This is a genomic window from Saccharibacter sp. 17.LH.SD (assembly GCF_009834805.1).
In the GTDB taxonomy this organism is placed as follows: domain Bacteria; phylum Pseudomonadota; class Alphaproteobacteria; order Acetobacterales; family Acetobacteraceae; genus Saccharibacter.
Genome location: NZ_WVHO01000009.1, coordinates 103,016 through 127,212, shown reverse-complemented (window position 1 = coordinate 127,212; position 24,197 = coordinate 103,016). Strand labels below are relative to the sequence as shown.

General features: G+C 49.8%; 18 protein-coding genes. 5 read left to right on the top strand and 13 right to left on the bottom strand.

All coding sequences use genetic code 11. From position 1 onward, the window contains the following. Window positions 1-243 precede the first annotated feature (243 nt). The 4 genes from GS501_RS01910 to hpnK all read left to right on the top strand — a co-directional run bounded on the left by GS501_RS01910 (window position 244) and on the right by hpnK (window position 4,641). Window positions 244-915: an ABC transporter substrate-binding protein gene (locus tag GS501_RS01910; RefSeq protein ID WP_160830181.1), complete on the top strand. Its 672-nt coding sequence runs from the start codon at window positions 244-246 to the stop codon at window positions 913-915. A gap of 115 nt (window positions 916-1,030) precedes the next feature. Further along, the gene (hpnI, locus tag GS501_RS01905) at window positions 1,031-2,296 is read left to right on the top strand and encodes a bacteriohopanetetrol glucosamine biosynthesis glycosyltransferase HpnI (RefSeq protein WP_160830180.1); all 1,266 of its coding nucleotides are present in this window, start codon (window positions 1,031-1,033) and stop codon (window positions 2,294-2,296) included. Further along, on the top strand, window positions 2,293-3,717 hold the full coding sequence (gene hpnJ / locus GS501_RS01900; RefSeq protein WP_160830179.1) for a hopanoid biosynthesis associated radical SAM protein HpnJ: 1,425 nt from the start codon (window positions 2,293-2,295) through the stop codon (window positions 3,715-3,717). The genes hpnI and hpnJ overlap by 4 nt, the downstream gene beginning before the upstream one ends. A gap of 84 nt (window positions 3,718-3,801) precedes the next feature. Continuing rightward, the gene (hpnK, locus tag GS501_RS01895) at window positions 3,802-4,641 is read left to right on the top strand and encodes a hopanoid biosynthesis-associated protein HpnK (protein WP_160830178.1); all 840 of its coding nucleotides are present in this window, start codon (window positions 3,802-3,804) and stop codon (window positions 4,639-4,641) included. Between the two features lie 68 nt (window positions 4,642-4,709). Here hpnK and GS501_RS01890 read toward each other — a convergent pair whose 3' ends face one another. Then, entirely contained in the window at window positions 4,710-5,711 is a 1,002-nt protein-coding gene (locus GS501_RS01890; protein WP_160830177.1) for an adenosine kinase, read from the bottom strand. 425 nt (window positions 5,712-6,136) lie between these two features. Between GS501_RS01890 and GS501_RS01885 the strand changes: the two genes are divergently transcribed. Beyond that, window positions 6,137-6,634 (top strand): polymer-forming cytoskeletal protein, encoded by a 498-nt coding sequence (locus GS501_RS01885; RefSeq protein ID WP_160830176.1) that lies wholly within the window; start codon window positions 6,137-6,139, stop codon window positions 6,632-6,634. A 62-nt stretch (window positions 6,635-6,696) separates the two neighbouring features. Here the strand turns inward: GS501_RS01885 and GS501_RS01880 are convergent, their stop codons facing one another. The 12 genes from GS501_RS01880 to phoU all read right to left on the bottom strand — a co-directional run bounded on the left by GS501_RS01880 (window position 6,697) and on the right by phoU (window position 24,132). Next, entirely contained in the window at window positions 6,697-7,374 is a 678-nt protein-coding gene (locus GS501_RS01880; RefSeq protein ID WP_160830653.1) for a GcrA family cell cycle regulator, read from the bottom strand. Window positions 7,375-7,500: 126 nt separating this feature from the next. Continuing rightward, entirely contained in the window at window positions 7,501-8,685 is a 1,185-nt protein-coding gene (rnd, locus tag GS501_RS01875; protein ID WP_160830175.1) for a ribonuclease D, read from the bottom strand. A gap of 128 nt (window positions 8,686-8,813) precedes the next feature. Continuing rightward, complete coding sequence (gene trxA / locus GS501_RS01870; protein WP_160830174.1) at window positions 8,814-9,143, bottom strand: thioredoxin; 330 nt, start codon at window positions 9,141-9,143, stop codon at window positions 8,814-8,816. 96 nt (window positions 9,144-9,239) lie between these two features. Further along, the gene (gene addA, locus GS501_RS01865; protein ID WP_370517905.1) at window positions 9,240-12,872 is read right to left on the bottom strand and encodes a double-strand break repair helicase AddA; all 3,633 of its coding nucleotides are present in this window, start codon (window positions 12,870-12,872) and stop codon (window positions 9,240-9,242) included. Beyond that, on the bottom strand, window positions 12,869-15,970 hold the full coding sequence (gene addB, locus GS501_RS01860) for a double-strand break repair protein AddB (protein ID WP_370517934.1): 3,102 nt from the start codon (window positions 15,968-15,970) through the stop codon (window positions 12,869-12,871). Before addB ends, addA begins: the two co-directional genes overlap by 4 nt. Next, complete coding sequence (tsaE, locus tag GS501_RS01855) at window positions 15,943-16,392, bottom strand: tRNA (adenosine(37)-N6)-threonylcarbamoyltransferase complex ATPase subunit type 1 TsaE (RefSeq protein WP_160830172.1); 450 nt, start codon at window positions 16,390-16,392, stop codon at window positions 15,943-15,945. Before tsaE ends, addB begins: the two co-directional genes overlap by 28 nt. Before the next feature lie 21 nt (window positions 16,393-16,413). Next, window positions 16,414-19,080 carry an aconitate hydratase AcnA gene (gene acnA, locus GS501_RS01850; RefSeq protein WP_160830171.1) on the bottom strand — a complete coding sequence of 889 codons (2,667 nt, stop codon included), beginning with the start codon at window positions 19,078-19,080 and terminating at the stop codon, window positions 16,414-16,416. Between the two features lie 13 nt (window positions 19,081-19,093). Then, complete coding sequence (locus GS501_RS01845; RefSeq protein ID WP_160830170.1) at window positions 19,094-20,119, bottom strand: isocitrate/isopropylmalate dehydrogenase family protein; 1,026 nt, start codon at window positions 20,117-20,119, stop codon at window positions 19,094-19,096. 93 nt (window positions 20,120-20,212) lie between these two features. Continuing rightward, window positions 20,213-21,319: a glycerophosphodiester phosphodiesterase family protein gene (locus tag GS501_RS01840; protein ID WP_160830651.1), complete on the bottom strand. Its 1,107-nt coding sequence runs from the start codon at window positions 21,317-21,319 to the stop codon at window positions 20,213-20,215. Window positions 21,320-21,459: 140 nt separating this feature from the next. Further along, window positions 21,460-22,668 carry an ATP-binding protein gene (locus tag GS501_RS01835; RefSeq protein ID WP_160830169.1) on the bottom strand — a complete coding sequence of 403 codons (1,209 nt, stop codon included), beginning with the start codon at window positions 22,666-22,668 and terminating at the stop codon, window positions 21,460-21,462. Window positions 22,669-22,702: 34 nt separating this feature from the next. Beyond that, window positions 22,703-23,419, bottom strand: a complete 717-nt coding sequence (locus GS501_RS01830) for a response regulator (protein WP_160830168.1) — start codon at window positions 23,417-23,419, stop codon at window positions 22,703-22,705. Continuing rightward, entirely contained in the window at window positions 23,419-24,132 is a 714-nt protein-coding gene (phoU, locus tag GS501_RS01825; protein ID WP_160830167.1) for a phosphate signaling complex protein PhoU, read from the bottom strand. The genes GS501_RS01830 and phoU overlap by 1 nt, the downstream gene beginning before the upstream one ends. Window positions 24,133-24,197: the final 65 nt, after the last annotated feature.

Here is a 24,197-nt window from a genome sequence, read left to right as displayed (position 1 = left end):
CTCTTTATATTTTCCAAAGCCACGCCCAATATATGGACTGCGCGTGGCCATGGCAGCACCAGCTACGGCAAACGCCACGCAATTCATGTGCTGATATAGCTCGTTGGTAACTGTTCATTCAATGACAAAACACCATATTGCCATCATGACTGTATCATATCTAACACAGCACGGAGCGTCTCCATCTGTTACAAGGCAGCTGGATGACGGCAAACTTGTACGAAACCATATGGGAGAAATAGCATGAACATGAACAGGCGTTTTATGATTCACACTACCCGTTCTGTCTTGCTCGTTGGAAGCCTATTCGTTGCTAGCGGCCTTAGTGTAACCCCCATCGTGTCAGCTGCACATGCAGCCAGCAATACAAACGAATCCGCCGCCACTACGCCGATCCAAGGACTGTATGCAGCCCTACAAAAGGCTGAAACGGATGGAGATAGTGCCGATAAACGTAGCACTATCATTGGTCCCGCCGTTGATCAGGCATTTGATCTAAGTGCCATTCTGCGCCGTTCCATTGGGCTACGGTTTGACCACCTCTCGGCCGATGAGCGCTCACAGCTTTTGGCTGCTTTTCAGCGTTTCACCGCTGCACATTATGCATCCACCTTTAAGCCTGGAACGGATGCTGTCTTCATGGTCTCGCCTACGACGAAAAAGAATTCAACGGGCGGCACAGTTGTTCATACCACAATCCGTGGCAAAGCAGACCCCGTGAGCGATGCAACATCCATCGACTATGTTATGTCGCAAACCCCTCAGGGATGGCGTATCATTGACATCCTCCTGAATGGTCACATTAGCCAAGTCGCCGTCCAACGATCCGATTTTAGAGCCATCTTCGGACAAAGCGGAGCCAGCGGTTTGACAAAAAATCTGACTCAAAAGGCTGATGATTTCCTTCATGAATAATCACTGTATGGCCTTTTACCCTCCGAGTCTTCTTTCACCACACGACTCCTGTGCAAACAGCACGGGAGTTTTCTCCTCATGCTGTGATGAAAAAAGCAAAGGAGCACGGTAAGCGATGCCGGCATTGACGACACTTGCAGCTGCCGTTAGCGGCCTTTTATCGATTGCCGGCCATATTCAAGGCATCATCGGCGTTACCTTGCTTTCGCGTTTCCGTAGGATGGAACGCGAAACTGCATCTTCATCCCATGATGCCTCTCCTCAGACCAGCCCTCCTGTAAGCGTACTCAAACCACTCGCAGGGGAAGAGCCTCTTCTTGAAGAAGCCATTGAAAGCTTTTTCCAGCAAGATTATCCTAATTATGAGCTCATCTTTGGCGTGCAGCACCCTCATGATAAGGCTCTGCCTATCATAGATCGCTTGCGCGCCCGCTTCCCGGAACGGCCTGTCTCAGTTGTCATAGATACAACCAACCACGGACCAAACCGTAAGGTAAGCAACCTCGTCAACATGCAATCGGTGTGCCAGCACGATCTTTTTGTGATCGCGGACTCCGATATTCATGTTCAACCTTCTTATCTCCGGCGCATCGTTGCTACACTGCTTAAACCTGATGTGCAGCTTGTCACGACGCTTTATGCCGGGCTCCCTGCAGACCGACGCCTTGTCCGGCAATTAGGGGCCTATAGCATCAACAGCAATTTTCTTCCGGGTGTTATGATGTCTCGCCTTCTCGGTCGGCAAGATTGCCTAGGCGCGACCATGGCACTTACGAAGAAAAATCTTGAACGCATTGGTGGTTTCCATGCTCTCGTCAATTATCTTGCTGATGATTCGGAACTAGGAAAACGTATTGTACGCCAAGGCGGAACTATCGCATTAGCTCCCACTTTGTGCTTAACTACCGTTGCGGAGGAAACTCTTGGGGAGCTTTTAGCGCACGAGATTCGTTGGGGGCGAACGGTAAGAAGCATTGAACCTCTTGGTTATGCTCTTTCATCCCTCCAACTCCCACTTGTTTGGGCAACACTGAGTGTCATTCTTTCTCCTAAATCGCGGAAAGCGTGGCTGTTACTAATTGGGGGATGGCTAGTACGCAGCTTAACAACTCGCCATATTTCCCGCTTGACGAAATGCCCACTACCCAGCATTTCCCCTTACATTCTTTTACGAGATTGGCTATCTGCTGCCGTCATGATCGCCAGCGCGCGCGGCTCGCGCGTTGCATGGCGTGGCCGAACAGTCCATATCAACCGTAACAAAACACAATCAGCGTCCCGTCGTCGAACACCACGCGCAGCCGACGACCCTTCCTCTCCGAGCGTCCATGGGCACGGCGTCGACACGTCAGACATCAACAGGAGTAGTGTCCGATCATGATGAGAACCCTTTTCCTACAACCCCCTTCCTTCGATGGTTTTGATGGTGGTGCAGGATCACGCTACCAAGCAAAACGAGAGATTCGTTCTTTCTGGTATCCAACATGGCTCGCCCAGCCTGCGGCGCTTGTTCCTGGCTCCCGTCTGATCGATGCTCCACCAGCCAAAATGGGCATGGGACCTATTTTGGAAGATGTTAAGAATCGTGACCTTGTCATCATTCATACATCGACCCCTTCTTTCAGCTCCGATGTTCGAGTCGCCAAGATGCTGAAAGAAGCCAATCCAAAACTGAAAATTGGCATGGTCGGCGCCAAAGTAGCCGTGCAACCTAACGAAAGCTTGCTTCAGGGTAGCCCTATCGACTTCGTTGCACGTAACGAATTCGATTTTACCATTAAGGAAATTGCTGAAGGCACGCCATTTGCCGACGTTGACGGTATTACCTGGCGGAATGACGCTGGTGAGATTATCACCAACAAAGACCGTTCCATGATTGAAGACATGGACAGCCTCCCCTTTGTGACGGAAGTGTACAAACGGGACCTTAAAATTGAAGATTACTTCATTGGGTACCTAAAGCACCCTTATATCTCCATCTATACAGGCCGCGGTTGCAAATCACGCTGCACCTTCTGCCTCTGGCCGCAGACTGTTGGGGGACATCGTTACCGGACACGCAGCCCTGAACATGTGGCCGCAGAGGTACGACTCGCAAAACAATACTTCCCTCAGGTCAAAGAATTCTTCTTTGATGATGATACCTTTACCGATGATCTCCCTCGTGCTGAAGCGATTGCGCGTGAGCTTGGCAAGATGGGTGTTACATGGTCTTGCAACGCAAAAGCTAATGTTCCCTACAACACATTAAAAGTATTGCGTGACAATGGGCTCCGTTTGCTCCTCGTCGGTTACGAAAGCGGAAATCAGCAGATCCTTCACAACATCAAGAAGGGTATGCGCATTGAAGTTGCACGTGAATTTACGAAGAATTGCCATAAACTGGGTATCAAAATTCACGGAACCTTCATTGTTGGTCTCCCAGGCGAAACACGCGAAACAATTCGTGAAAGCATCGAGTTCGCTAAGGAAATTAACCCTCATACATTGCAAGTTTCTCTTGCGGCACCTTATCCTGGTACCGCCTTGCATAAGCAGGCCTCCGAGAATGGCTGGTTAAACGAAGACGAAGCTGAGCTGATTGATGATGATGGCGTGCAGATTGCTCCTCTTCACTACCCTCATCTGTCACACACAGAAATCTTCAAGAGTGTAGAAACATTCTACCGGGAATTTTATTTCCGTCCGTCAAAAATTGCTTCTATCGTCAACGAGATGATTCGTGATCCTCAGATGATGAAACGTCGCCTTCGTGAAGGTGTGGAGTTCTTCCAGTTCCTTCGCCAGCGTCACGCTAACTAATTAAAACCCCATCACGTTTATGGGCTGCATCAAAGGGAATAGCTTATCAGCTATTCCCTTTATTATTTACGGATATGTTCTCTTATGGCCTTACCGTCACATCAGCGCCGCGTCATCATCTCCGCCGATGATTTTGGGATGAGCCTTGAAGTTAATGAAGCCATTGAAAAGGCACATCGTGAAGGTGTCTTAACGACAACAAGCCTCATGGTGGCAGCACCGGCTGCTCAAGATGCGATCGAACGCGCACGACGCATGCCTAATCTAAAGGTCGGCCTCCATCTTGTAACCATTGAAGGCGATTCAATTTTAAAGCTCCCCGCCATTACAGACACTCAAGGGTGGTTTGGTCGTAATCAATTAGAACTTGGCATTCGCTATTTTTTCTCTCCCCATGCACGCTCAGCCATGAAAAGAGAAATTGAAGCTCAGTTTCGTGCTTTTTCTCTCAGCGGCTTATCACTGGATCATGCCAATGCACATAAACACATGCATCTTCATCCCACTATTGGAAATTTACTGATTAAAACTGGGCTCAATTATGGCTTAAAAGCTGTGCGTACCCCTTATGAGCCTTCCAATCCGCTTAACGAAGCAACCTCCCTAGGGGATCGAGCACTTCACTATTGGACGCATATACTGCGCGCACAAATCCGATTGGCCGGGATAAAAACGAATCACTATTGCTTCGGCCTTCGATGGTCCGGCCATATGACGCCAGAAAAAGTTCAATCTCTACTCCCACAGCTTCCGTCTGGAACAAGTGAGATTTATTTCCACCCAGCGACACACCAAAACACTCAAATGGCTCAGCTTATGCCTGGCTATGACCAACGAGGGGAACTCAATGCCCTCATAGCCCCTGAAACACGCCACTGCCTGGAAGAAAATCATATCCATTCTATTGGGTGGCGTGATCTATAGAGTCCTTTCAGTGGGAAGCAGCACCAAAATATCTATGCCTTCCCACTGAAAACCATCCTATTTTGATATTAAACCGTTATATCAAAGTCCTCACTAGGACGAGCCCCTAAACGAGTGATAACCGAGCCAGCTGCACGGTTGCCAAGTTCTGCGCACTCCTTCAGGGATTTATGACGCGCAAAACCCGCCAAGAAGCCTGCAGCAAACGCATCACCGGCTCCAGTAGTATCCACGACCTTCACGGGCGCAGTCAGTACATCAAAGCGCTCTGAGCCAGACTGCACAACAGCCCCGGCTGCTCCCCGCGTCACAACCACAAGGGCCGTATCACGTGCTGCTTGGACGAGAGCATCATCCAAACGTTCTGTTTCATAAAGCGCCTGGATCTCCGCCTCATTAGCAAAGAGAATATCGATCGATTCCGCCACTAATTGACGGAAGGCATCACGGTGACGTTGCACACAAAACGTATCAGAAAGTGTTAATGCCGTTTTACGCCCTGCTTTATGGGCAAGCTCAGCAGCCCGATGAAACGCTTCTTGCGCACGTGGGCGGTCAAACAAATACCCTTCCAGATATGTTACCGCTGACTGCTCAACAATTTCTTCTTGTACGTCATCTGGCGTAAACTCAACGCACGCACCCAAATATGTGAACATTGTACGTTGCCCATCAGGCGTCACCAAAACAATGCAACGTGCCGTTGGAATAACATCACTCCCATGAGATGCTTCCAAAGGACGCGACGGAAAAGCAATCTTCTGTGCTTTCAAATCATCCGTAAAATCATCTCCGGCTTGATCTTTGGCAACTTTACCAAGATATCCAGAGCGAATTCCCATCCGTGCAGCGACAACGGCGGTATTCGCAGCGGATCCGCCCCCTGCAACATGTTCCACCGTAATGGTTTTCTGCAAATTCTCCATTGTCGGTGTGTCAATGAGAGTCATACTCCCAGGCACCGCTCCCAACTCCGTCACCTTATCAACCGTTACTGAGGCCAACATATCGACAATGGCGTTGCCAACACAAAGGAGATCATACCGCACAGGGGTGGATGAATCTGACATAATTTTCCTAACTTTTCATAACAATGCAGCTGCACCATAAAGCCTCGATGGATCGAAGCAACGGCTTATTTATTACCCCATTCCTCACAAGAAACTCTCATGAGAATTAACAAAACGCATTGCATCATCTTGTGAAATTTTGACATATCTTAACAACACTGGACAGAAAACAGCGCCACACGTCCACGCAACGCTTGTCGCCATCACGTAGTGGCGTATAAGATTTTGCCATCATCTTGTGCCAGTTGGGTATTATCTATTCCAATGGGGCTTCCGCCCTAATGGACTTTCTTCACTTCTGCTACTCTAGAGACAATAGCGAGGTCCCCTTGGTTGATAAACCTTCCTCAACTGATAACTCCCAATCAACTCCAGGGAACACATCCCCAACTCAACCAACCCCTTTTCGTAACATTAGAGATAATATGTCCTTTGCTCCTTCCCGCTCTCCTGCTCTCGTCTCTCGTGCGCGCCATACAACGTCTAATCACGACAATGGAGAAGAACGTCGGCCCAAAACGAATTTTTCCCGAACATTAGTGATCGGTCGGGGAATCACGATCAAAGGCGCTCTTCAAGATGTTGAAAAGCTCGTCATTGAAGGCACTGTTGAAACGGATCATCTCACAGCGAAAGAGCTTGTTATTGCTCACGGTGGAGCCTTTCAAGGTATTGCCAACGTAGAGACTGCCGAAATTAGTGGAACACTAGATGGCGAATTAACGGCACGAAATAGCTTATGTGTCCGTAATTCCGGCCGTTTGAACGGCGATGCTTCATGCCGTCGTCTGCAGGTTGATGAAGGTGGCGAAATTATCGGCAAACTCGATATCATCACAACACCGCAGCAGCCCAACGCTGCCACACCTGCCAAACAAGTAGAAAATGATGAGCCTAATAAGGCTGAAGATCCTGCCAGTTAACCATGAGACCAACGCACCCCCTCCTTACTCTTGATAAAGAGGGGGTAGGTGCGCTGCGTCCACTAATGCCGGCGGTCCCGTATCTTTACATAGGCAATAGCCGCATGCTCACCGCAGTAAGGCTTGCCAGGTAAGGGGGTAGCACCACAAAAGTGAAAGTCTGGTGTCCCAGGATCACCAATGGGCCACTGACATGATGGCCCCTGCCGAGTAGGACGGTCCATCGCCTCTCTTACACGACGAGGCGGGACAACTTTCCGTGGTTGAGGCGCTGACGAACGCACAGGGGGTGATTCTTCTTTGGAAACATCCCGTGCTACGACATCCTCGGAAAGAATATTCCTCTCTGGCTGAGCCTTCTTCTCACGGGAAGAAACTTTTTCCACGGCAACTGATTCGCTAACTTTCTTCGCCGATTCTTTCACGTCCCCTGCTGACGAAGCCCCATCTGATGCTGCTGGGACTCTTCTTTCCTTCGCATCCTCAAAAGGTAACTCACTCTCGGCATTTTTTTTACGGCGCGTCGTTTTACTAGTCCGTGAACGTGCCGTGGTAGCGCCTCCCTCAGAAGTTGCTCCCTTGTTACGAATAGGAGAAGGGCGTGGAGGAAGCTCCAAACGGTGTGCCTTACCTACAACCGCATTCTTCGTAATGGATAATTGTCGCCCGATTTCTGCCGTTGAGAGACCTTGGCTCCACAATTCCCGAAGTTTGGCGATCAGTTCCTCTGTCCATTCCATAGCCTTCGGCTTCCCTTTCCCATTCATCTAGTTCCTTCTACTCTACAAAGAAGGAACCCATCATTAGCAATAATTCAAATGCAGGTGGAAGAGTTCATATCTCTTAGCTCGACGCACCATCACTTCTTAAAGCGACGGCGCTTCCACATGCAATTCCCCCTTACGAATAGAAAAAACGACCTTTCCTGCAAGAAGCAATTGTGCCTCCTGCCCAAAAACATCCCGTCGCCATCCCTTCATTACAGGTAAATCTGTCTCTCCCAATGCCAGTTGCTCTAATTCATCATTCGAGGCAACCAAACGGGCCGCTACACGATATGTCTCACAACGCGCCGCGAGCAAAACTTTTAATAAGGCCACGACACCTTGAGGCACTTTAGGGCGATCCGCTTTTTTTCTCGAAGGAGGTACTGGCAATTCATCTTCTGAAACAGCTTCTCCCACAATAATCGCGTTTAAAAGCTCCTTGCCCATTTCTCCATCGGCCAACCCAGAACTAACACCCCGAATGCGCGCCAGATCACTCGCGGTCCGTGGCTTCACCGCAGCAATTTCTAAGAGGCTTTCATCACGCACAATTCTTTGCCGGGGGGCATCAACACGTTGCGCAGCACCTTCACGCCACGCTGTAATCTCCCTCAAAATGGCCAACATGCGACGATTATTCGTGCGTGCCTTTAATTTTTCCCACAAACGCCGTGGGTCAGGACGAAAGGTCTTCTCCTCCGTCAAAATAGCCTGCTCAGCCTCAACCCAATGAATACGGTCCTGCTCTTTCAATTGATCACGCAATGCACAATACACAACACGCAAATGCGTTACATCTGCGCTTGCATACGCAATTTGTGCTTTCGTTAATGGACGTGCAGCCCAGTCACTAAAGCGATGCGTTTTATCAATTGATTGCCCTGTAATAGCCCCTACCAGACTATCATACCCCACTTGCTCACCAAATCCGGCCACCATAGCCGCAATCTGAGTATCAAAGACATTAACGGGCAAACGCCCAAAGAGATGCAAAAATATCTCTAAATCTTGCCGAGCCGCATGGAATACTTTCTTACACGAAGGTTCTGCCAACAAATTAGCTAAAGGCGTCAAATCAATCCCCGGGGCACAAGCATCAATCAACGCAACGTCGTTCTTCCCTCCCAACTGAACAAGACATAACTTAGGCCAATATGTTTTCTCTCGAACAAACTCCGTATCAATCGTCACGAAGGGTTCATGACGCAATGTTTCACATAATGATGCAACTGCCTCTGAAGAGGTCAGAACGACAGGCGAAGGAAAGACTGGACGCTTAGACATCCTCCCATCTTACACTCTCCCTGTCGTCCTGGCCACGCTCCCAACTCATGCTATCCTAAGAAAAACGGTACAACGCCTCCAAATGACAGCACATCTCTGTCAGGAACACAAAATATACTTTCAGGCCATTACACGCATGTACGATCAATCCATGCTTTCAATTGGCTTTTTGGAAGTGCACCCGTTTGCTGCGCTACTGGCTTCCCACCCTTGAAAATAATCATCGTTGGGATGCTCCGCACACCATAAGTCGTTGGTGTTTCAGGATTGGAATCAATATCCACCTTCGCCACTTTCACGCGACCTTTGTAATCGGCACCAATTTCTTCCAAAGCAGGCCCGACCATCCGGCAAGGACCGCACCATTCTGCCCAAAAATCAACCAAAACGTAACCATCTGCTTTAAGAACGTCTGCCTCAAAACCCTGATCCGTTACGGCAACTGTATGCTCACTCATAAAAAACTCCCTTAAACGCAATCCATGATGCGATAATGCCTTCGGACATAGAGATATTGGGCGCTTTTCCAAAAGCGCAACCATATTTGATAATTATCAAAAACTTCTCTCATATTCTTTAAGAAGGTCCGCCGGTAATTCACTCACTTCTGGCCCTTCTGTCCAGACGAGAAAACAGCGAATTTCTCGTTCTGGATACACTTGCTGCATCACAGCACGATAAGCAGCCATTTGCCGCAAATAAGCCGATGGTGTTTGGGAAGCCTCACGAGGTGGCCGACGGCCCGTTTTATAGTCACACAGCCACACACTCTCTGCTTGAAGACAAAAACGATCCACTTTCCCTAAAACAACACGCCCTAATGTACCCTGCATGAGTGTTCCAGAAATCGCCTGCTCTGACCAACTTGACGGTCCAAAAAGAGGAGATAATCGTGGCTCCGCTAAAACACCCATGATCTGTCGACAAAGGGTGTCAACATCACGTGGCAATAATTTCCATGCAGGTCGTGCTAACCAGGAACGCGCTTTATCTTCACGCTCTCTTTCAGGAATCCCTGGTAAAAGCTGCAAAAGACGATGCACAAGCCGCCCACGTTGCATTGCTTTTTGACGGCCTTCGTCTTTGAGAAGAGCATCGTCCCGCACCTTCTGATGCAAAATGTCTAAAGGAGACTTTGCCACGGGAAGTGGACCAAACTCAGCCCCTTCTGGACGGCTCGGTGTTAGAGGACGCGCTAGTGCTTCCTCACGTGGGGCTGGAGCAACCTGCCATTCAGGCGCACTGCCAAGCCATGAAGGCAATGTTATGGGAGGCGTAACGTCTATGCCCAAAGAGGATAAATTCTGCCGACGTTCAACAGGTGCTTCAAAAATCAAACGATCCCCCGGCCAGCCCAGTCCAAGTGGCTCTGCCGTGATGTTGTCTAATCGAGAAAATCCATCCCAACACTGTTGGTACCAGCTTGTATCAGCGATATCGCCGCGCCCAGAAGGCTCCCAACCACATACAACCAACGAATCACTCGCACGTGTTAAAGCCACATAAAGCAGGCGATTGCGTTCAGCACGCCGTTGCTCTGCCGCTTCCCCCGTGAAGAGATCGGTTTGCGTTGTTCTCATATCATTCTTATGGGGAACCCAAAGCGGTAAATCCTCCCCACCGTCCTGCCTCCTCCACAACACGTCGCGATCGCGATCCATCGCCGACGTCGTATCTGGCAGAATGACTAACCGTGCCTGAAGCCCTTTTGACCCATGGACGGTCATGATTCGTACGGCATCTATGTCACTCTCAGGCTCCCGACGTGTCGTTGTCTGGCTCGCTTCTAACCAATGAAGGAAACCTTGAAGCGATGGTGGATGTTGGGATTCATACGTTAGGGCTGCGCTGAGCAACTCATCAACAGGTTCTGCAGCCTCGGGGCCCAATCGAGCCAATAAACGCGCCCTCCCTCCCTGAGGTCCCAATGCCTGAACTAAAATCGTGTAAGGTGTGTCGTAATCCACCCGCCGATACAGTGCAGAAAGATGCTCCCAGGCTTGCGTCCACTCTTCTCGCTCTGAATACCGCTCTCGTAAGACAGACCATAAAGACTTACCGTCTGCCCCTAAAAGGGCCTTCTTTCCATTCAGTGTCACCAAATCCATGAGAGAATCATCACTGATCCCTCCTAAAGGGGACGTCAAAAAACTGGCGAGGCTCAGATCATCTTGTGGTAAAAGCAAAACGGCACACAGCGTCATCAAATCGCGCACAGCGACCTGTTCCGTTAAGCCAGAGCGAATAAAACTGACCACTGGGATACGCCTCAGCTTCAACGCACGAATAAGCGCTCGTAAAAAAGCAGATCGTTTGGGAACGAGTATCAGAACGTCCCCCGCACGCAACGGTAACTGTCCTTTTTGTAAAGGAATACCAATTTTCCCTGCGATCCATTCAGCCAACGCCTCGGCCAAACGTTGTGGTGCACTCCGCTGGTCTTCATTGCGTTGTGGTGCACGCCAAGGGCTTATGACACTTCCATCCTGTGTCTGTTCATTTTCATGTTCTTTTGACGGGACAAGAGGCCATATTTCGACACGCCCCCCTTCCCCTGGACGCGCTGAAATATGAGCTGTCAATGAGCGTCGCCCCACCTCACGAAGTCCATGTGCGGCGATATCGCTTTTAAATACACAATCAACCAACTGCAGCACTGGTGAAACAGAGCGGAAAGAGACATTCAACTCCGGCTCTCTCCAAAGAAGCCCAGCCGCATTCACCCGCCGCGCAAATTCACGGCGCCACGCATGAAACTGCTCTGGCTCAGCACCCTGGAAGCTATAAATAGACTGCTTAAAGTCTCCCACAGCAAAAACCGTTCGCGGCCTTTGCCCGAGCTGATGGCGTCCTTCCCCTGAAAAAAAGTCACTAGTTAATGCCCCAGCAATCTCCCATTGTAAGGCAGACGTATCCTGCACTTCATCAAGCAAAAGATGGTCAATCCCACCATCCAGCTTATACATCACCCAGGCGACCCCTGGATCACGTAACAAATCACGTGTTCGCGCAATAAGATCGTTATAATCAACGACACCACGCCGTTTCTTCTCGTCATAAAAACGAGACAACACCGGGGCCGCGAGGCCTAAAAGAGCATAATTAACCACCAAAAGTTTTTGTGCGCGTCGTTGCTCTTCCAATTCCCATTGCCGCTGGGCTTCCTGCTCCAAAGCCTCCAACAATTCTGGAACAAGAGATTGAGCCTTTTTCCCGACCATGGAATTCATTTTACGGGGCCGTCCGTCACTGACCTTCAGAAAAATGGTCCTAAAAACCTCATCCCGACGTTCATCTTTCGGTTGTGCCAAGCAATCCAACAAAACTTGACCGCTCCGGCGCCCACTTTCGGACATATCGGGCCATGCGGCTTGGAGACCTTCCCGCAAAAACTCTTCTTTCGGGGGAGAGCATATTTCCCGCTCAAGCGTAGCCGTATCGTCATTGCCCGTTTTCAAAAGATGCTTATAGGCTGCCAACACATGCTGAGGGCTTTGCTTCCAAAGCGCCAAAAGGGACTGTAAACGTCCAATCTTCTCATTAAAGCCCGTAATACGCTGCACGACGTCATCAAATGACGAAATACTTGCCAGCGTCGTGGCATGGTCTCCATTCTCACCTAGCTCCTGCTCAAGAGCTTGACGCAACGCTAAAAGGCTATCGGTCTCCTCCATAAGGGAAAAATGCGGATCTAACACTGCCTCTAATGGGAAACGCCGTAATAAAGACTGACAAAAAGCGTGAATGGTCTCAACACGAAGCCCACCAGGGAGATCCAATACACGCAAAAACAATCCCCGTGCTTGCGCACGTGTCGCAGCCGTATCAGGCACGTTGAGGGCCCTCAGCTCTTCCCCCAATTTTTCATCCGCTAGAGAAACCCACTGCCCCAACCTATTCTGCAAACGATTGGCCATTTCTGCCGCGGCCGCTTTTGTGTAGGTCAGGCATAAAATACGCGCTGGATCAGACCCTTTCACGAGAGTTGGGCGCCCCTCATCATCCACGCCCTCAATAGGCAGCATTAACCGTAACAGACGGTCAATCAGCAGCTTTGTTTTTCCTGATCCCGCTGAGGCAGACACAAAGACCGATGCACAGGGGTCCGACGCTAAACGCTGTGCATCATCAGCGACTTCAATAGCCGTTTTTTGCTTATTTTGACGCTCCGAATCTGCATCAATCACACGCCGCCCTCCCCTGCTGACAATCGCCATTCATCAACACGCGCAAGCTGAGCGTAATCCGTATAACGCAACACACGCCCTGCCCATGGTTGCGACCGATAAGGACGTCGTGGATCATCGTAATCTGCAATCAAAGCACGCAACCGTTCCAACGCATCCCCCACCAGATCAGCGAAGCTCACATCATTTTGTCGTGCAACCTTCCCCTGATCAGAAGGAATTTTGCGTATTTCTCCAGGCGTTGCCCCACCACTCAAATGCCAATAAAGTAATTGCACAACCTCAGAGGAAGGCACGCCCTTAAAGGCCCCTCTTTCAAGAAGCGCTGCTTCCAATACCATCTGTGATGCCCACCCCTCTGCCACATCTTTTACAGGAGGGGGGGCTCCCGTTTTATAATCAAAGACCCATGCTTGAGGGCGGTTATCCACATCGTGATAACGTGCAATATCAATACGATCAGCCCGTCCTCTCAGGCGGAAATCTCCTCCCGGAAGATCCTTTAAGATAAAGCTTGTCTCCACTTCCGTATAAGACCGTACCATGACACGCCCAGTCATGCGGTCTGCTTCCTGCATCACCACCCAATCAGCAATGCGATATAAACGAGGCCGCCACCAGGCACGTAAGGCAGGACGTAAAGCAGAGTTTTCTAAGATATCATCAAAATATGTTTTCAATATCTGAGAAGAACGTCCTGGCCAGCCTTCTGGGTAATGACGAAACATTCGGTCCAATGCAGCATGCACAATCATCCCATAATCAGCATGCTCGACACCTTCTTCCAAAGGTGACAGTGCTTTAAGATGCAGCACATACCGCGCATAAATCGCGTAGGGATCATGTTTAAGCGTATCAATAGCCGTAATACTGAGACCGCGCGGCCTTAAAACTAACGGAGGTCGCGGTTCAGGCGGTAAGACAGGACGTGCCTCTCCTAAAGGCAGATCAAGCTGTTCTTGCCACGATAAAGCGGGATGCACGGGGATTTCTCCCCCCTGTGACTGCCCCACAAGAAAAGCAAAAAGGCGTACAAGCCACCTTGCCGGCACCGCAGGCCCACCATCACGCCGCTGAGAACGTGACAATACCACATGATCTGCCGCGAGAACCGCCATTGCAAAATCATGCGCACTAGCCCCAATCTGCCGCTCTGGAGAAAACAACCCAACACGCTGCCGCATAGGGCGGCTCATCCATGGTCCAGAGTCAGGCAGTGGTGGCCAAACTGTTTCATTCAGCCCTCCTAATATAACCGTATCAAAGGCAAGCAGTCGGGCTTCCAACACCCCGTAAATAGAAATCCGGGGATGAGCGAGCTCAACGCCGTCTTGATGCCCCCTTAGCCCTGTTAGCGCTTTCCGAGCCATCGACACCGTCAAAAAGTTCTCGAGCGCACTGATTGGCTGCGGAGGAAGTAAGTCGGTATAGGTCGCTAATTCAACAAGATGATGAGACAACATCGCCCCATCCTCTCCCCGCCATAAACGGGACCCCTCTTCTTGCAATAGAGCATCAGTCTCCTCGGCCCCAGCCGCGGCAAGCGCCTCTGCTGTTTGAATCAACGCTTCCAACATATCAGGAAGAGGCACCTTCCCTTGAAGGGTTAGAAGTGGCGCAAAAGCAGCCTCAAGCCTCTCTAGAAAAAACTGTAGCTCCTTGACCGTGAACATTCCTCGTTCATCAGACGAGAGACTCTCCTGCTTTTCCGCTAATGCCGCCTGTAATCCCTTTATTCCTGGCGCTGGAGCAGGCCCACGCAAGAGAACACGCTCCAACAACCGCGCATAAACACGACATTGACCAGGTGACATCCCCAATGAAGCTAATGGGTGCTTGATGACCGCTAACAAGGCAACCGGGGACAAATCCGCCGTAACAGCGGCTGCAATCAGCCGTAAAAAAACAGCCGACGGTGTGCGGACAAGAGACTCTCCCGCACTATCATCAGCGTAAATCCCAAAACGTAATAATTCACTCTTTACGCGCTGGGCTAAGGCTCGATCCGGCGTCACCAAAGCACCTGTCCGCCCTGGATGAGACGCAACATCACGTAAAATAAGGGCAATAGCCTGCGCTTCTTGCTGCGAGTCAGCGGCCGGCAAAAAGCTCAGCCCTGCTTTATCCAGCTCTTCTCTCTCTTCTCCCCACCGAGCAATCCCTTCTTCCGGCAGAAGAACATCGCGTAACAATATTTCTCGACCAAGACGACGTGGCGTACCCCACATTTCTAACTCTTGCCGCTTTATTTCAATATCATCCAAAAGCTCTCGGAAAAGAGCTTGAGGATGCGTTTCCGACAATGAATCCCACAATTGCTCTGATAAAGCGCAATCAACACCTTGTAAGACCACAACCCCTTGAGGAAGAGACGCAACAGCCTTCAAAACAGTCGACACACCCGCTGAACCATCGACAAATCCGACCGCCCAAACGGGTGCCTGCGGTGGTTCTTCTCGCCATGCCTTCGCCTGTGCGTGTAAAAGAGCAATCTGCCACGCGAGAACGTTTGTTTGTCCCTCTTCCTCCAGCCATTTCGGCCAAAAGTCCGTAACAATTTGTAAAAAAAGAAGCGTTTTTTGCCAATGGTCAGCAAAGTCCTCCGCAACTGCTTCTGGTAGGGCTTTAGCTAATGAAACACCACAACGCTCCGCTTCATCCATCAAGTCGGCCAAAGCTTGCGCCAATGGCCAAACACGCTCGATCGTTTCAGCCCCTTGCCCTTCTACGCCACGGAATAAAGACGCCTGTACAATCAAACGGGCCAACACCGCTAAACGACGTGTCGGCTCAACAGCAGGAGGTAGCCCTTCCTCCAAGCGCATTGAAAATAACGCTTCACCATCAACATCACCGAGCGCGACAATGGCTGGGAGGAGCGTTGCTTTTCCATCTAACACCCTGAGGAAAGCCTCCATCAAAGCGCGCGCTGCCCGGCGTCCAGGCACGAGGATTGTCCCAACCTGTCCACCCTGTTGGGCGTCATTCACCCCTTTAAGACCAATGCGCTCCAACCAATTTTTCGCTACATGATCCAGAAACGGCAATGACGCCGGGATTGTCGCAACTCTCACACACTCAATCCCATCAAACGTGATTCTGGCCAACCACTCATCGTAAGATGACGTTCCTCTTCTTTTTCGCCATAGGTAAGATGAACATGCAGCGCCTCTTGCGGAAGAAGATCTTCAGCACGATCTGGCCATTCAACCACCATGATCGCTTCACACGCCTCATCCCAATTCAGCTCATACAAACCTTCAGGGCCAGATAGCCGCCAAAGATCATAATGAAACACGGGTCCCTTGGGCGTGTCATAGGGCTGCACTAATGCAAAACTCGGGCTTGGAACCTCCAAGCTCTCATCACGCGCGAGGGCCTTCAAAAAGGCTCTCGCAAATGTGCTTTTCCCCGCTCCAAGATCCCCTGATAAAGCGATGCAGTCTCCTTGATAGACACGATCAGCAAGCTGCTGAGCCAAGCAAACCGTCTGCATAGGGGACAAAAGCGTAATCATCATGTCATAGCCAACAATTTTCTATCATGCCGTTTTAGCCATACCGCACAGAACATAGGGAAGAATGCCGCCCTTTTTCACATAAAGAAGCTCATCAACCGTATCCACACGGCACAGCACCTCTACCGTCTGCTGAGAGCCATCAGAAGATGTTATCGTCACTCTCACAGTTCCACGTGGAACAAGATCTTTAAGACCTTCTAAGGATAACAACTCATCTCCCTTTAACCCTAATGTGTGACGTGTCACTCCTTCTGGAAACACTAAAGGTAAGACACCCATTCCAACCAAATTGGAACGATGAATACGCTCAAAGCTTTCCGCAATAACCGCACGCACCCCTAGCAGCCTGGTTCCTTTCGCCGCCCAATCACGCGATGACCCCATGCCATATTCTTTGCCGCCAATCACCACTAGAGGTACTAAAGACATCCGGTAACGCTCTGCTGCGTCAAAAATAGTCATCTCATCACCCCCGGGATAGAAGCGAGTCACGCCCCCTTCCGTGCCGGGCGCCATCTCATTTTTCAGGCGAATATTAGCAAATGTCCCGCGCATCATCACACGATCATTGCCTCGACGTGCCCCGTACGAATTAAAATCCTGGACGGCTACACCATGCTGACGCAGATAAACCCCTGCAGGAGTTTCTAAACCGATCGCCCCAGCCGGTGAGATATGATCTGTCGTGATATTATCACCCAACAATGCCAGGATTCGCGCTTGAGAAATGTCATCTAAAAAGACTTTCTTAGAGGTCAGCTCCTCAAAATAAGGTGGGTTCTGGATATAAGTTGATTGATCATTCCACGGATAAGTCGCTGAACCTTTAGCAACGGGCAGCTTCTGCCATGCCTCTGTCCCTAAAGTCACATCACGATAACGGTCAATAAACGTATCACGGCTCAGAGAAGACCCTAACAAATCTGAAATTTCCGCACGACTTGGCCATAGGTCGCTTAATTTAATGGGCTTTCCTTGCGGATCATGACCCAACACAGAGGTCGTAATATCTTGATCCACAGTTCCAAGGAGCGCATAGGCCACGACGAGCGGCGGGGACGCTAAATAGTTTGCCCTCACTTGCGGAGAAATACGGCCTTCGAAATTCCGATTTCCAGACAAGACAGACACGGCAACTAAATCATTTTGCTCAATTGCCTCGCATATCTCATCCTTTAGCGGGCCAGAGTTCCCGATGCACGTCGTGCACCCATACCCAACTGTTTGAAACCCCAGCGCATTAAGGTCGGCATCCAACCCTGCGCGTTCTAAATAATCCGTCACAACCCGCGAGCCCGGTGCTAAGGACGTCTTAACCCATGGTTTTGGTTTCAAACCCAAAGCACGCGCCTTCCGCGCAAGCAGCCCTGCGGCTAACAGCACCTCTGGATTGGAGGTGCTCGTGCACGATGTTATCGCTGCAATGACAACCGCCCCATCTTTCAAACGATAAGACTGGCCTGAAACGGGAAGATCCCGCCCTCGTTTTGGTAAATTTTGAGATGTCTCTTCCAGAAAATGACGGAAAGCACCACTCACATCCCCCAGAGCAATACGATCTTGTGGGCGGCGCGGCCCAGCCAGTGATGGAACAACATCTGAAAGATTGATCGTGAGATGATCTGTGAAATGAGGAGGCATCTGGCCTGGTTCATGCCAGGTCCCTTGTTGTCTGTGATAAGCCTCTACCAGCGCAATATGTTCTTTTGAACGCCCCGTCTGATACAAATAATCCGTCGTTAACCGATCAACAGGGAAGAACCCAACGGTTGCGCCATATTCTGGAGCCATGTTGGCAATCGTCGCCCGATCCGCCACCGGAAGATGCTCAAGCGCTGGGCCGTAAAATTCAACAAAACGCCCGACGACGCCTTTAGCGCGTAGACGCTGAGTGATGGTTAACACCAGATCCGTGGCTGTGGTGCCTTCAACAAGCTGGCCTTCTAAGCGCACACCGACAACGTCAGGAATAAGCATCTTCCCTGCTTGTCCCAACATGGCGGCTTCAGCCTCAATCCCACCAACGCCCCATCCTAACACGCCAAGACCATTAATCATGGTCGTATGGGAGTCTGTACCAAACACCGTATCAGGGTATACTATAATGTCCCCCTTATCATCCTTCGTCTGACAGACGACTGGTGCCAGATATTCCAAATTAACTTGATGACAAATTCCAGCTCCTGGTGGCACCACGCGAAACTGCTTAAACGCTTCTTGCCCCCATCGAAGAAACGCATAGCGCTCGCGATTACGCTCGAACTCCCGCTTCATATTCAGAGAAAGAGCATCATCTTCCGCAGAGACATCAACTTGCACCGAATGATCAATCACGAGATCTACCGGCACTTGTGGATTTACCTTCTCGGGGTTAGCTCCCAAAGCGATGATGCCATCACGCATAGCGGCTAAATCCACCACAGCGGGCACACCCGTAAAATCCTGCATAAGAATGCGCGACGGGCTAAAAGGGATTTCACGTTGACTTCGCCCCTCTTTGAGCCATTCCACAAAACCGGCGCCATCCCCACCATGGCGTAGAACATTTTCAAGCAGAATTTTTAATGAAACCGGAAGACGTGACACATCCCCCAACCCCTCACTCACAGCATCTAAACTAACATAACGATAGTCATGGCCTGCACAGGACAGTGTACGCCAGAAGGAGCTTATCTTTTCATGCGTCATCAGATTTTTCCCTCTAGCCTTCCACGACACTCAATAACGCTTGAGTAAAGGTCTTTGTCCCAACCTCACCGCCTAAATCTGCTGTCCTGATCCCTTGTGTGACCACAACCTCGTGAATGGCATGTTCGAGCTTTTCTGCAAGGTCCTGACGACCAACATGGACTAACATCAATCCAGCAGCACGCAGCAAAGCAATAGGGTTAGCTTTATCTTTCCCCGCAATATCCGGCGCTGACCCATGCACGGCTTCAAAAATAGCCATGTTCTCACCGATATTCGCACCAGGAGCCATTCCCAAACCGCCAACAAGCCCGGCGGTTAGATCAGAAAGAATATCCCCAAACAAATTCGTTGTGACAATGACATCATAGGTTTCAGGATGGAGCACGAGCTCCATGGCACACGCATCCACAATGCGCTCGTCACACGCAATTTTTCCTGCATAGTCAGCGGCAACACGCCGCCCTTCATGAAGAAACAACCCACTCAATATTTTAAGAATATTGGCTTTATGTACCAGCGTCACTTTCCGACGACCATGCTTGAGAGCATACTCAAAGGCGTGGCGAACAATCCGCTGACATTCAACACGCGTATTAAAGCCTGCTCCATAAGCAACGGCTTCCGTATCGTCCCCAACAGGCATGTAATGTTCCATCGCCGCGTAAAGTCCTTCGACATTTTCTCGCACAACAGTGACATCAACCCCCTCATAACGACCACCAGGCAAGAGCGTCTTTGTTGGGCGCACATTCGCATAAAGACCAAACATTTTCCGCAACGTCACGTTAACGGAACGAAACCCTTCTCCAATAGGCGTCGTCAAAGGCCCCTTAAGCGCTAACCCGGTGCGCTTAAGACTTTCTAATGCCTCATCCGGTAAAACAGAGCCTGTGGCTTCATACGCGGTTACACCAGCACGCTGCACATCCCACTCAAACGGGACCTCCAATGCTCTCAGCACACGAACCGTCGCGTCCGTAATCTCTGGGCCAATCCCGTCACCAGGAATCAACGTTGCTGGGATACGATCAGCCATGAGAGATCTCCTTCATTCTCATCTCAGAGACAGAAATCTGAACGAAGAACGGAAACTAAGTCAATTTATCGGCCCCCCTCCTTTCCGTCATTTTCATCCTGCATCGACAACAATACGCCCCAATGCCGGGTCATCTGTAAAAAAACCATCCAAGCCGAGGTCTAAATAACGTCTGATTTCCGCCAACATTCCGTTAGGGTTACGATCAACAAGCTTCCCTTTGCTGCGTAGGTGTTGCGGCAAAAAAATATTTTCTGGTCGTGCTGTATAAGAATGCACCAACAACCCCTCTTTGTGCGCATCACTAATCAAAGAGGTTGGTTCGAGCCACGCTCCATGGGCATCACGAGGGATAATATCCGTATTCGACGGCCCAATAACATCCGCATAACGCTTAATCTCACGTAATCCATTAGGCGTCATCAAATCCCCAAAGGTTATTTTCTGACCCTTAGCGAACAAATCAGGAGGAATTTCTTGGCGCTCCCCCATTAAAAGCATCAACCGAGCCTGTGGGTTAATTTCTAAAACAGACTCTCGAATTTTCTTCAAATTGCCGGTTTCAAAAGACTGCACTTCTAAAGGGGCCTGACGCGTATAGGCATGATTTGCGATAGTTTTTAGAAAAACCGCCTCTGGATCATGCCCAATACTATGAAAAAATGTTGAATGCTTGATCTCTGGAATGAGACCAAAAATTTTTCCACTCGCAGCAGATTGTGCGGCAACGACATCAATAACTTCTTCAAATGTCGGAATTTCAAAGCGGTCATTATACCGCGTATTATGTTCTCTGATAGCTGCAAGCCGCTCTCGTGCTCGGAGAGTCTTTAACTCCTCTAATGTAAAATCTGCTGTAAACCACCCTGTTTGTTTCTCTCCATCAATCACACATGTGCGATACCGCGCGAAGAATTCTGGGTGATCTTTAACATCTGTGGTCTCAGCAATATTGCTTTCATGACGGACGACCAAATGTCCGTCCTTCGTCATCACTAAATCAGGCTCAATAAAATCAGCACCATCAAGCATGGCTTTCGCATAAGATGCTAAGGTGTGTTCAGGTCGCCACGCTGAAGCCCCACGATGAGCAAAAACTATGGGCTTGGGGGCTAAAGAAGGCGCAGCCTGCGCTCTTATGGAACGTGCCCACAGAGCATATGCCCCACCCATCCCCAACACCTGGCGCCGCGTTAACATCATGCCACCATCCTTCACATCCAAACACCCGAAAGCGCCCCTCCCCAACAGAGAAATCGTTTCCAGAAGCGAATCTAGCGACACAAACCAGCGTTCAGTATGAAATTTCTATGATACTCTTATGACAGTACCGTAGCGGATTAATGTCCACCTTCGCGTCCCTGGCAGAGAACAGGATTTGGTAACCATGCAAAACAGATTGTCCCCTGTCCGAGCTCGCTTTGCACACGAAAGCTTCCTTCATGGCGTTCAATAATTTGCTGTACAATCGACAAACCCAATCCACTTCCTGTGACTGACGAAGCATCCTCTTTCACACGATAAAAACGTTCTGTCAGACGTGAAATATGGCGTGGATCAACGCCTTTCCCATTATCACTCACCCCCAAAAGAATACCATCGCCCCCAGGCCATAACGGATCTTGAGGGACAACCTGGCGACCAAATACTCTGATTTCTAAAATGTCTCTTTCTTTCCGTGCATATTTCAAGGAATTCTCAATCAAATTGAGGAATACTTGGACCAGTTCATCCTCATCCGCCTGAATGAACAATTCCTCTTCCACCTCAAGGCGCAACATTGTGTCATCACCCTCAAACCGTGGCGCCACTTCATCCAGAAGAAGAACCATAACATCATCGACGTTAATAACTGTTTGCGGGCGCTGAAAGGCACGTGCCTGAACATATGAAAGGTAAAGCAACCGATCAATAAGGCGTTTCATCCGATCTGTTTGCTGCGCGATAATCTCTAATGAACGCTGGCGTAACGCTTTATCTTCCACATCGTGACGCAACATATCAATAAAACCACTGATCGACGCTAAAGGAGTACGCAGTTCATGACTGGCATGCGACACAAAATCGACACGCATACGGTCAATAGCGCGCGCTTCACTCCGGTCTGACAGCACCGCTAAAATATGCGGCTGCCGTTCATGAGCATCTGTCACACATCGCAAAGCGAGATGAACTGTCCATGAAACGGGCACATCAAGCGTGACACTCGCCGAAAAAATCGAATAGGGCCCCTGCGAATGATGATGCCATTCTCTCAAAGCAGCCTCTAAAAGGGACCGAACCTCAGGATGACGCAGGACAGCTCCCAGACGCTCATCAAACTGATGACGCGCCTCCTGATTGACATGAACAACCGCCCCCATCCCATCCAAAAGCACCATATAGGCTGGAATATCATCAATCAGCTTCCCCCAATCAGGGGAGGGAAAAACGGCTTCCTTTACAGTTTCTCTATGCTTTTCTGCGGGCGGACGACGCCATAATAAAATGCCAACACCGGCCCAACCCATCACCGCAAGAACAACGAAACAGACTAATGTTAGGCTCATCCCTCCAGACATTCGCGCAAAAGAGCCTCATACATTAGGGCGTCACCACACCATCATCCAACGCATATCCTGCTGAACGCACCGTGCGTACTAAATCCTCTTTCCCATTCTGATTTAACGCCTTGCGCAATCGTCGAATATGCACATCAATCGTACGGGGCTCTACGTGCACATTCTTGCCCCATACCCGTGCCAGCAAATCTTCCCGACTGAAAACACGATAAGGATGACGCATTAACACGATCAAAATACGATATTCCGTCGGCCCCAAAGCCAACAACATCCCGCCACGTTCAACACGATGCGTCTCAGGATCTAACGTCAAGTCTGCAAAAGAAAGCCCCGTATATGCCCCACGTTTTCGACGCAGTAACGCTCTTACCCGCGCCTCCAACGTATCAATACTGCATGGTTTGATAAGATAATCATCGCCCCCAATATCTAACCCACGAATAACATCTTGTTCATCCGAGCGAGCCGTCAGGAAAAGAACAGGCATTTCTCGAAAAACAGCATGTTCTCGAATACGGCGGCACAAATCTAGACCTGACAAACCTGGTAACATCCAATCAAGAATTGCAAGATCAGGACGATTTTTTTCCAAGCACTCTATGGCCTCTTCCGCACTGCCTGCCGTTACAACGCGATAGCCCCGTTGTTCGAGATTGTACTGTAACATCAACAATAAAGACGCATCATCTTCCACGATAAGGACTAAACCTTTTGGTTCAGCAATCTTTCGGCCACTCACTACGTCCCTGCCCCCTTCTCTTCTTTTAATGCCCCACCTCGTGGACGCCTGCTTGGTAAAACATCACCCGTCACAACAAAAAATGCCCGCTCAGCAATATTCGTGGCATGGTCTCCGATACGCTCCAAATTTTTCACAATAAACAGCAGTTCGGTGCCAGAATATATATGACGCGGGTCCTGCATCATATTCGCCAAAAGACCACGGAAAATAGCTGTATAATAGTCATCTACGGGGAGGTCTGCATGCCATACATTCAACGATGCATGCTTATTTTTCTGCAAAACAGCATCCAGCGATCGGCGAAGATTATCTTGGACTAAATGTCCCATCTGCCGGAAAGACACTAAAATGGCCCCTAGCCCCGCTATACGACCTTGTAAAACGCGCACCGCCATAGAGGCTGCATAATCTCCAATACGCTCCAAATCCCCAGCAATTTTCATAGCCGAGACAATTTCACGTAAATCATCCGCCATGGGGGAGCGTAACGCCAATAGGCGAATAGCTAGGGCTTCTATGCGATATTCTAGTAAATCAACATCAGCCTCTTGCTTTACAGCCAAACGTGCCGCGTCTTCATGGCCATCCGCAATGGCAGAGAGAGCCCATGAAAGCTGCTGCTCTACCATACCGCCCATTTGGGCCATGAGCGACCGCAACTGTGCCAGCTCTTGTTCATAACGCTTCACAATATGAGAATGTTCGGGCACGCAACGAGCATCCTTATCTTCAGGACTATATGCCATTCGCTGACGCAAACAGTCACAGTTTCTAC

What these genes read in the sequence shown, in the direction of transcription:
- GS501_RS01910 (WP_160830181.1), top strand. Translation starts at nt 244, where the DNA reads ATGAACATGAACAGGCGTTTTATGATTCACACTACCCGTTCTGTCTTG.
- hpnI (WP_160830180.1), top strand. Translation starts at nt 1,031, where the DNA reads ATGCCGGCATTGACGACACTTGCAGCTGCCGTTAGCGGCCTTTTATCG.
- hpnJ (WP_160830179.1), top strand. Translation starts at nt 2,293, where the DNA reads ATGATGAGAACCCTTTTCCTACAACCCCCTTCCTTCGATGGTTTTGAT.
- hpnK (WP_160830178.1), top strand. Translation starts at nt 3,802, where the DNA reads ATGGCCTTACCGTCACATCAGCGCCGCGTCATCATCTCCGCCGATGAT.
- GS501_RS01890 (WP_160830177.1), bottom strand. Translation starts at nt 5,711, where the DNA reads ATGTCAGATTCATCCACCCCTGTGCGGTATGATCTCCTTTGTGTTGGC.
- GS501_RS01885 (WP_160830176.1), top strand. Translation starts at nt 6,137, where the DNA reads ATGTCCTTTGCTCCTTCCCGCTCTCCTGCTCTCGTCTCTCGTGCGCGC.
- GS501_RS01880 (WP_160830653.1), bottom strand. Translation starts at nt 7,374, where the DNA reads ATGGAATGGACAGAGGAACTGATCGCCAAACTTCGGGAATTGTGGAGC.
- rnd (WP_160830175.1), bottom strand. Translation starts at nt 8,685, where the DNA reads ATGTCTAAGCGTCCAGTCTTTCCTTCGCCTGTCGTTCTGACCTCTTCA.
- trxA (WP_160830174.1), bottom strand. Translation starts at nt 9,143, where the DNA reads ATGAGTGAGCATACAGTTGCCGTAACGGATCAGGGTTTTGAGGCAGAC.
- tsaE (WP_160830172.1), bottom strand. Translation starts at nt 16,392, where the DNA reads ATGATGATTACGCTTTTGTCCCCTATGCAGACGGTTTGCTTGGCTCAG.
- acnA (WP_160830171.1), bottom strand. Translation starts at nt 19,080, where the DNA reads ATGACGCATGAAAAGATAAGCTCCTTCTGGCGTACACTGTCCTGTGCA.
- GS501_RS01845 (WP_160830170.1), bottom strand. Translation starts at nt 20,119, where the DNA reads ATGGCTGATCGTATCCCAGCAACGTTGATTCCTGGTGACGGGATTGGC.
- GS501_RS01840 (WP_160830651.1), bottom strand. Translation starts at nt 21,319, where the DNA reads ATGTTAACGCGGCGCCAGGTGTTGGGGATGGGTGGGGCATATGCTCTG.
- GS501_RS01835 (WP_160830169.1), bottom strand. Translation starts at nt 22,668, where the DNA reads ATGAGCCTAACATTAGTCTGTTTCGTTGTTCTTGCGGTGATGGGTTGG.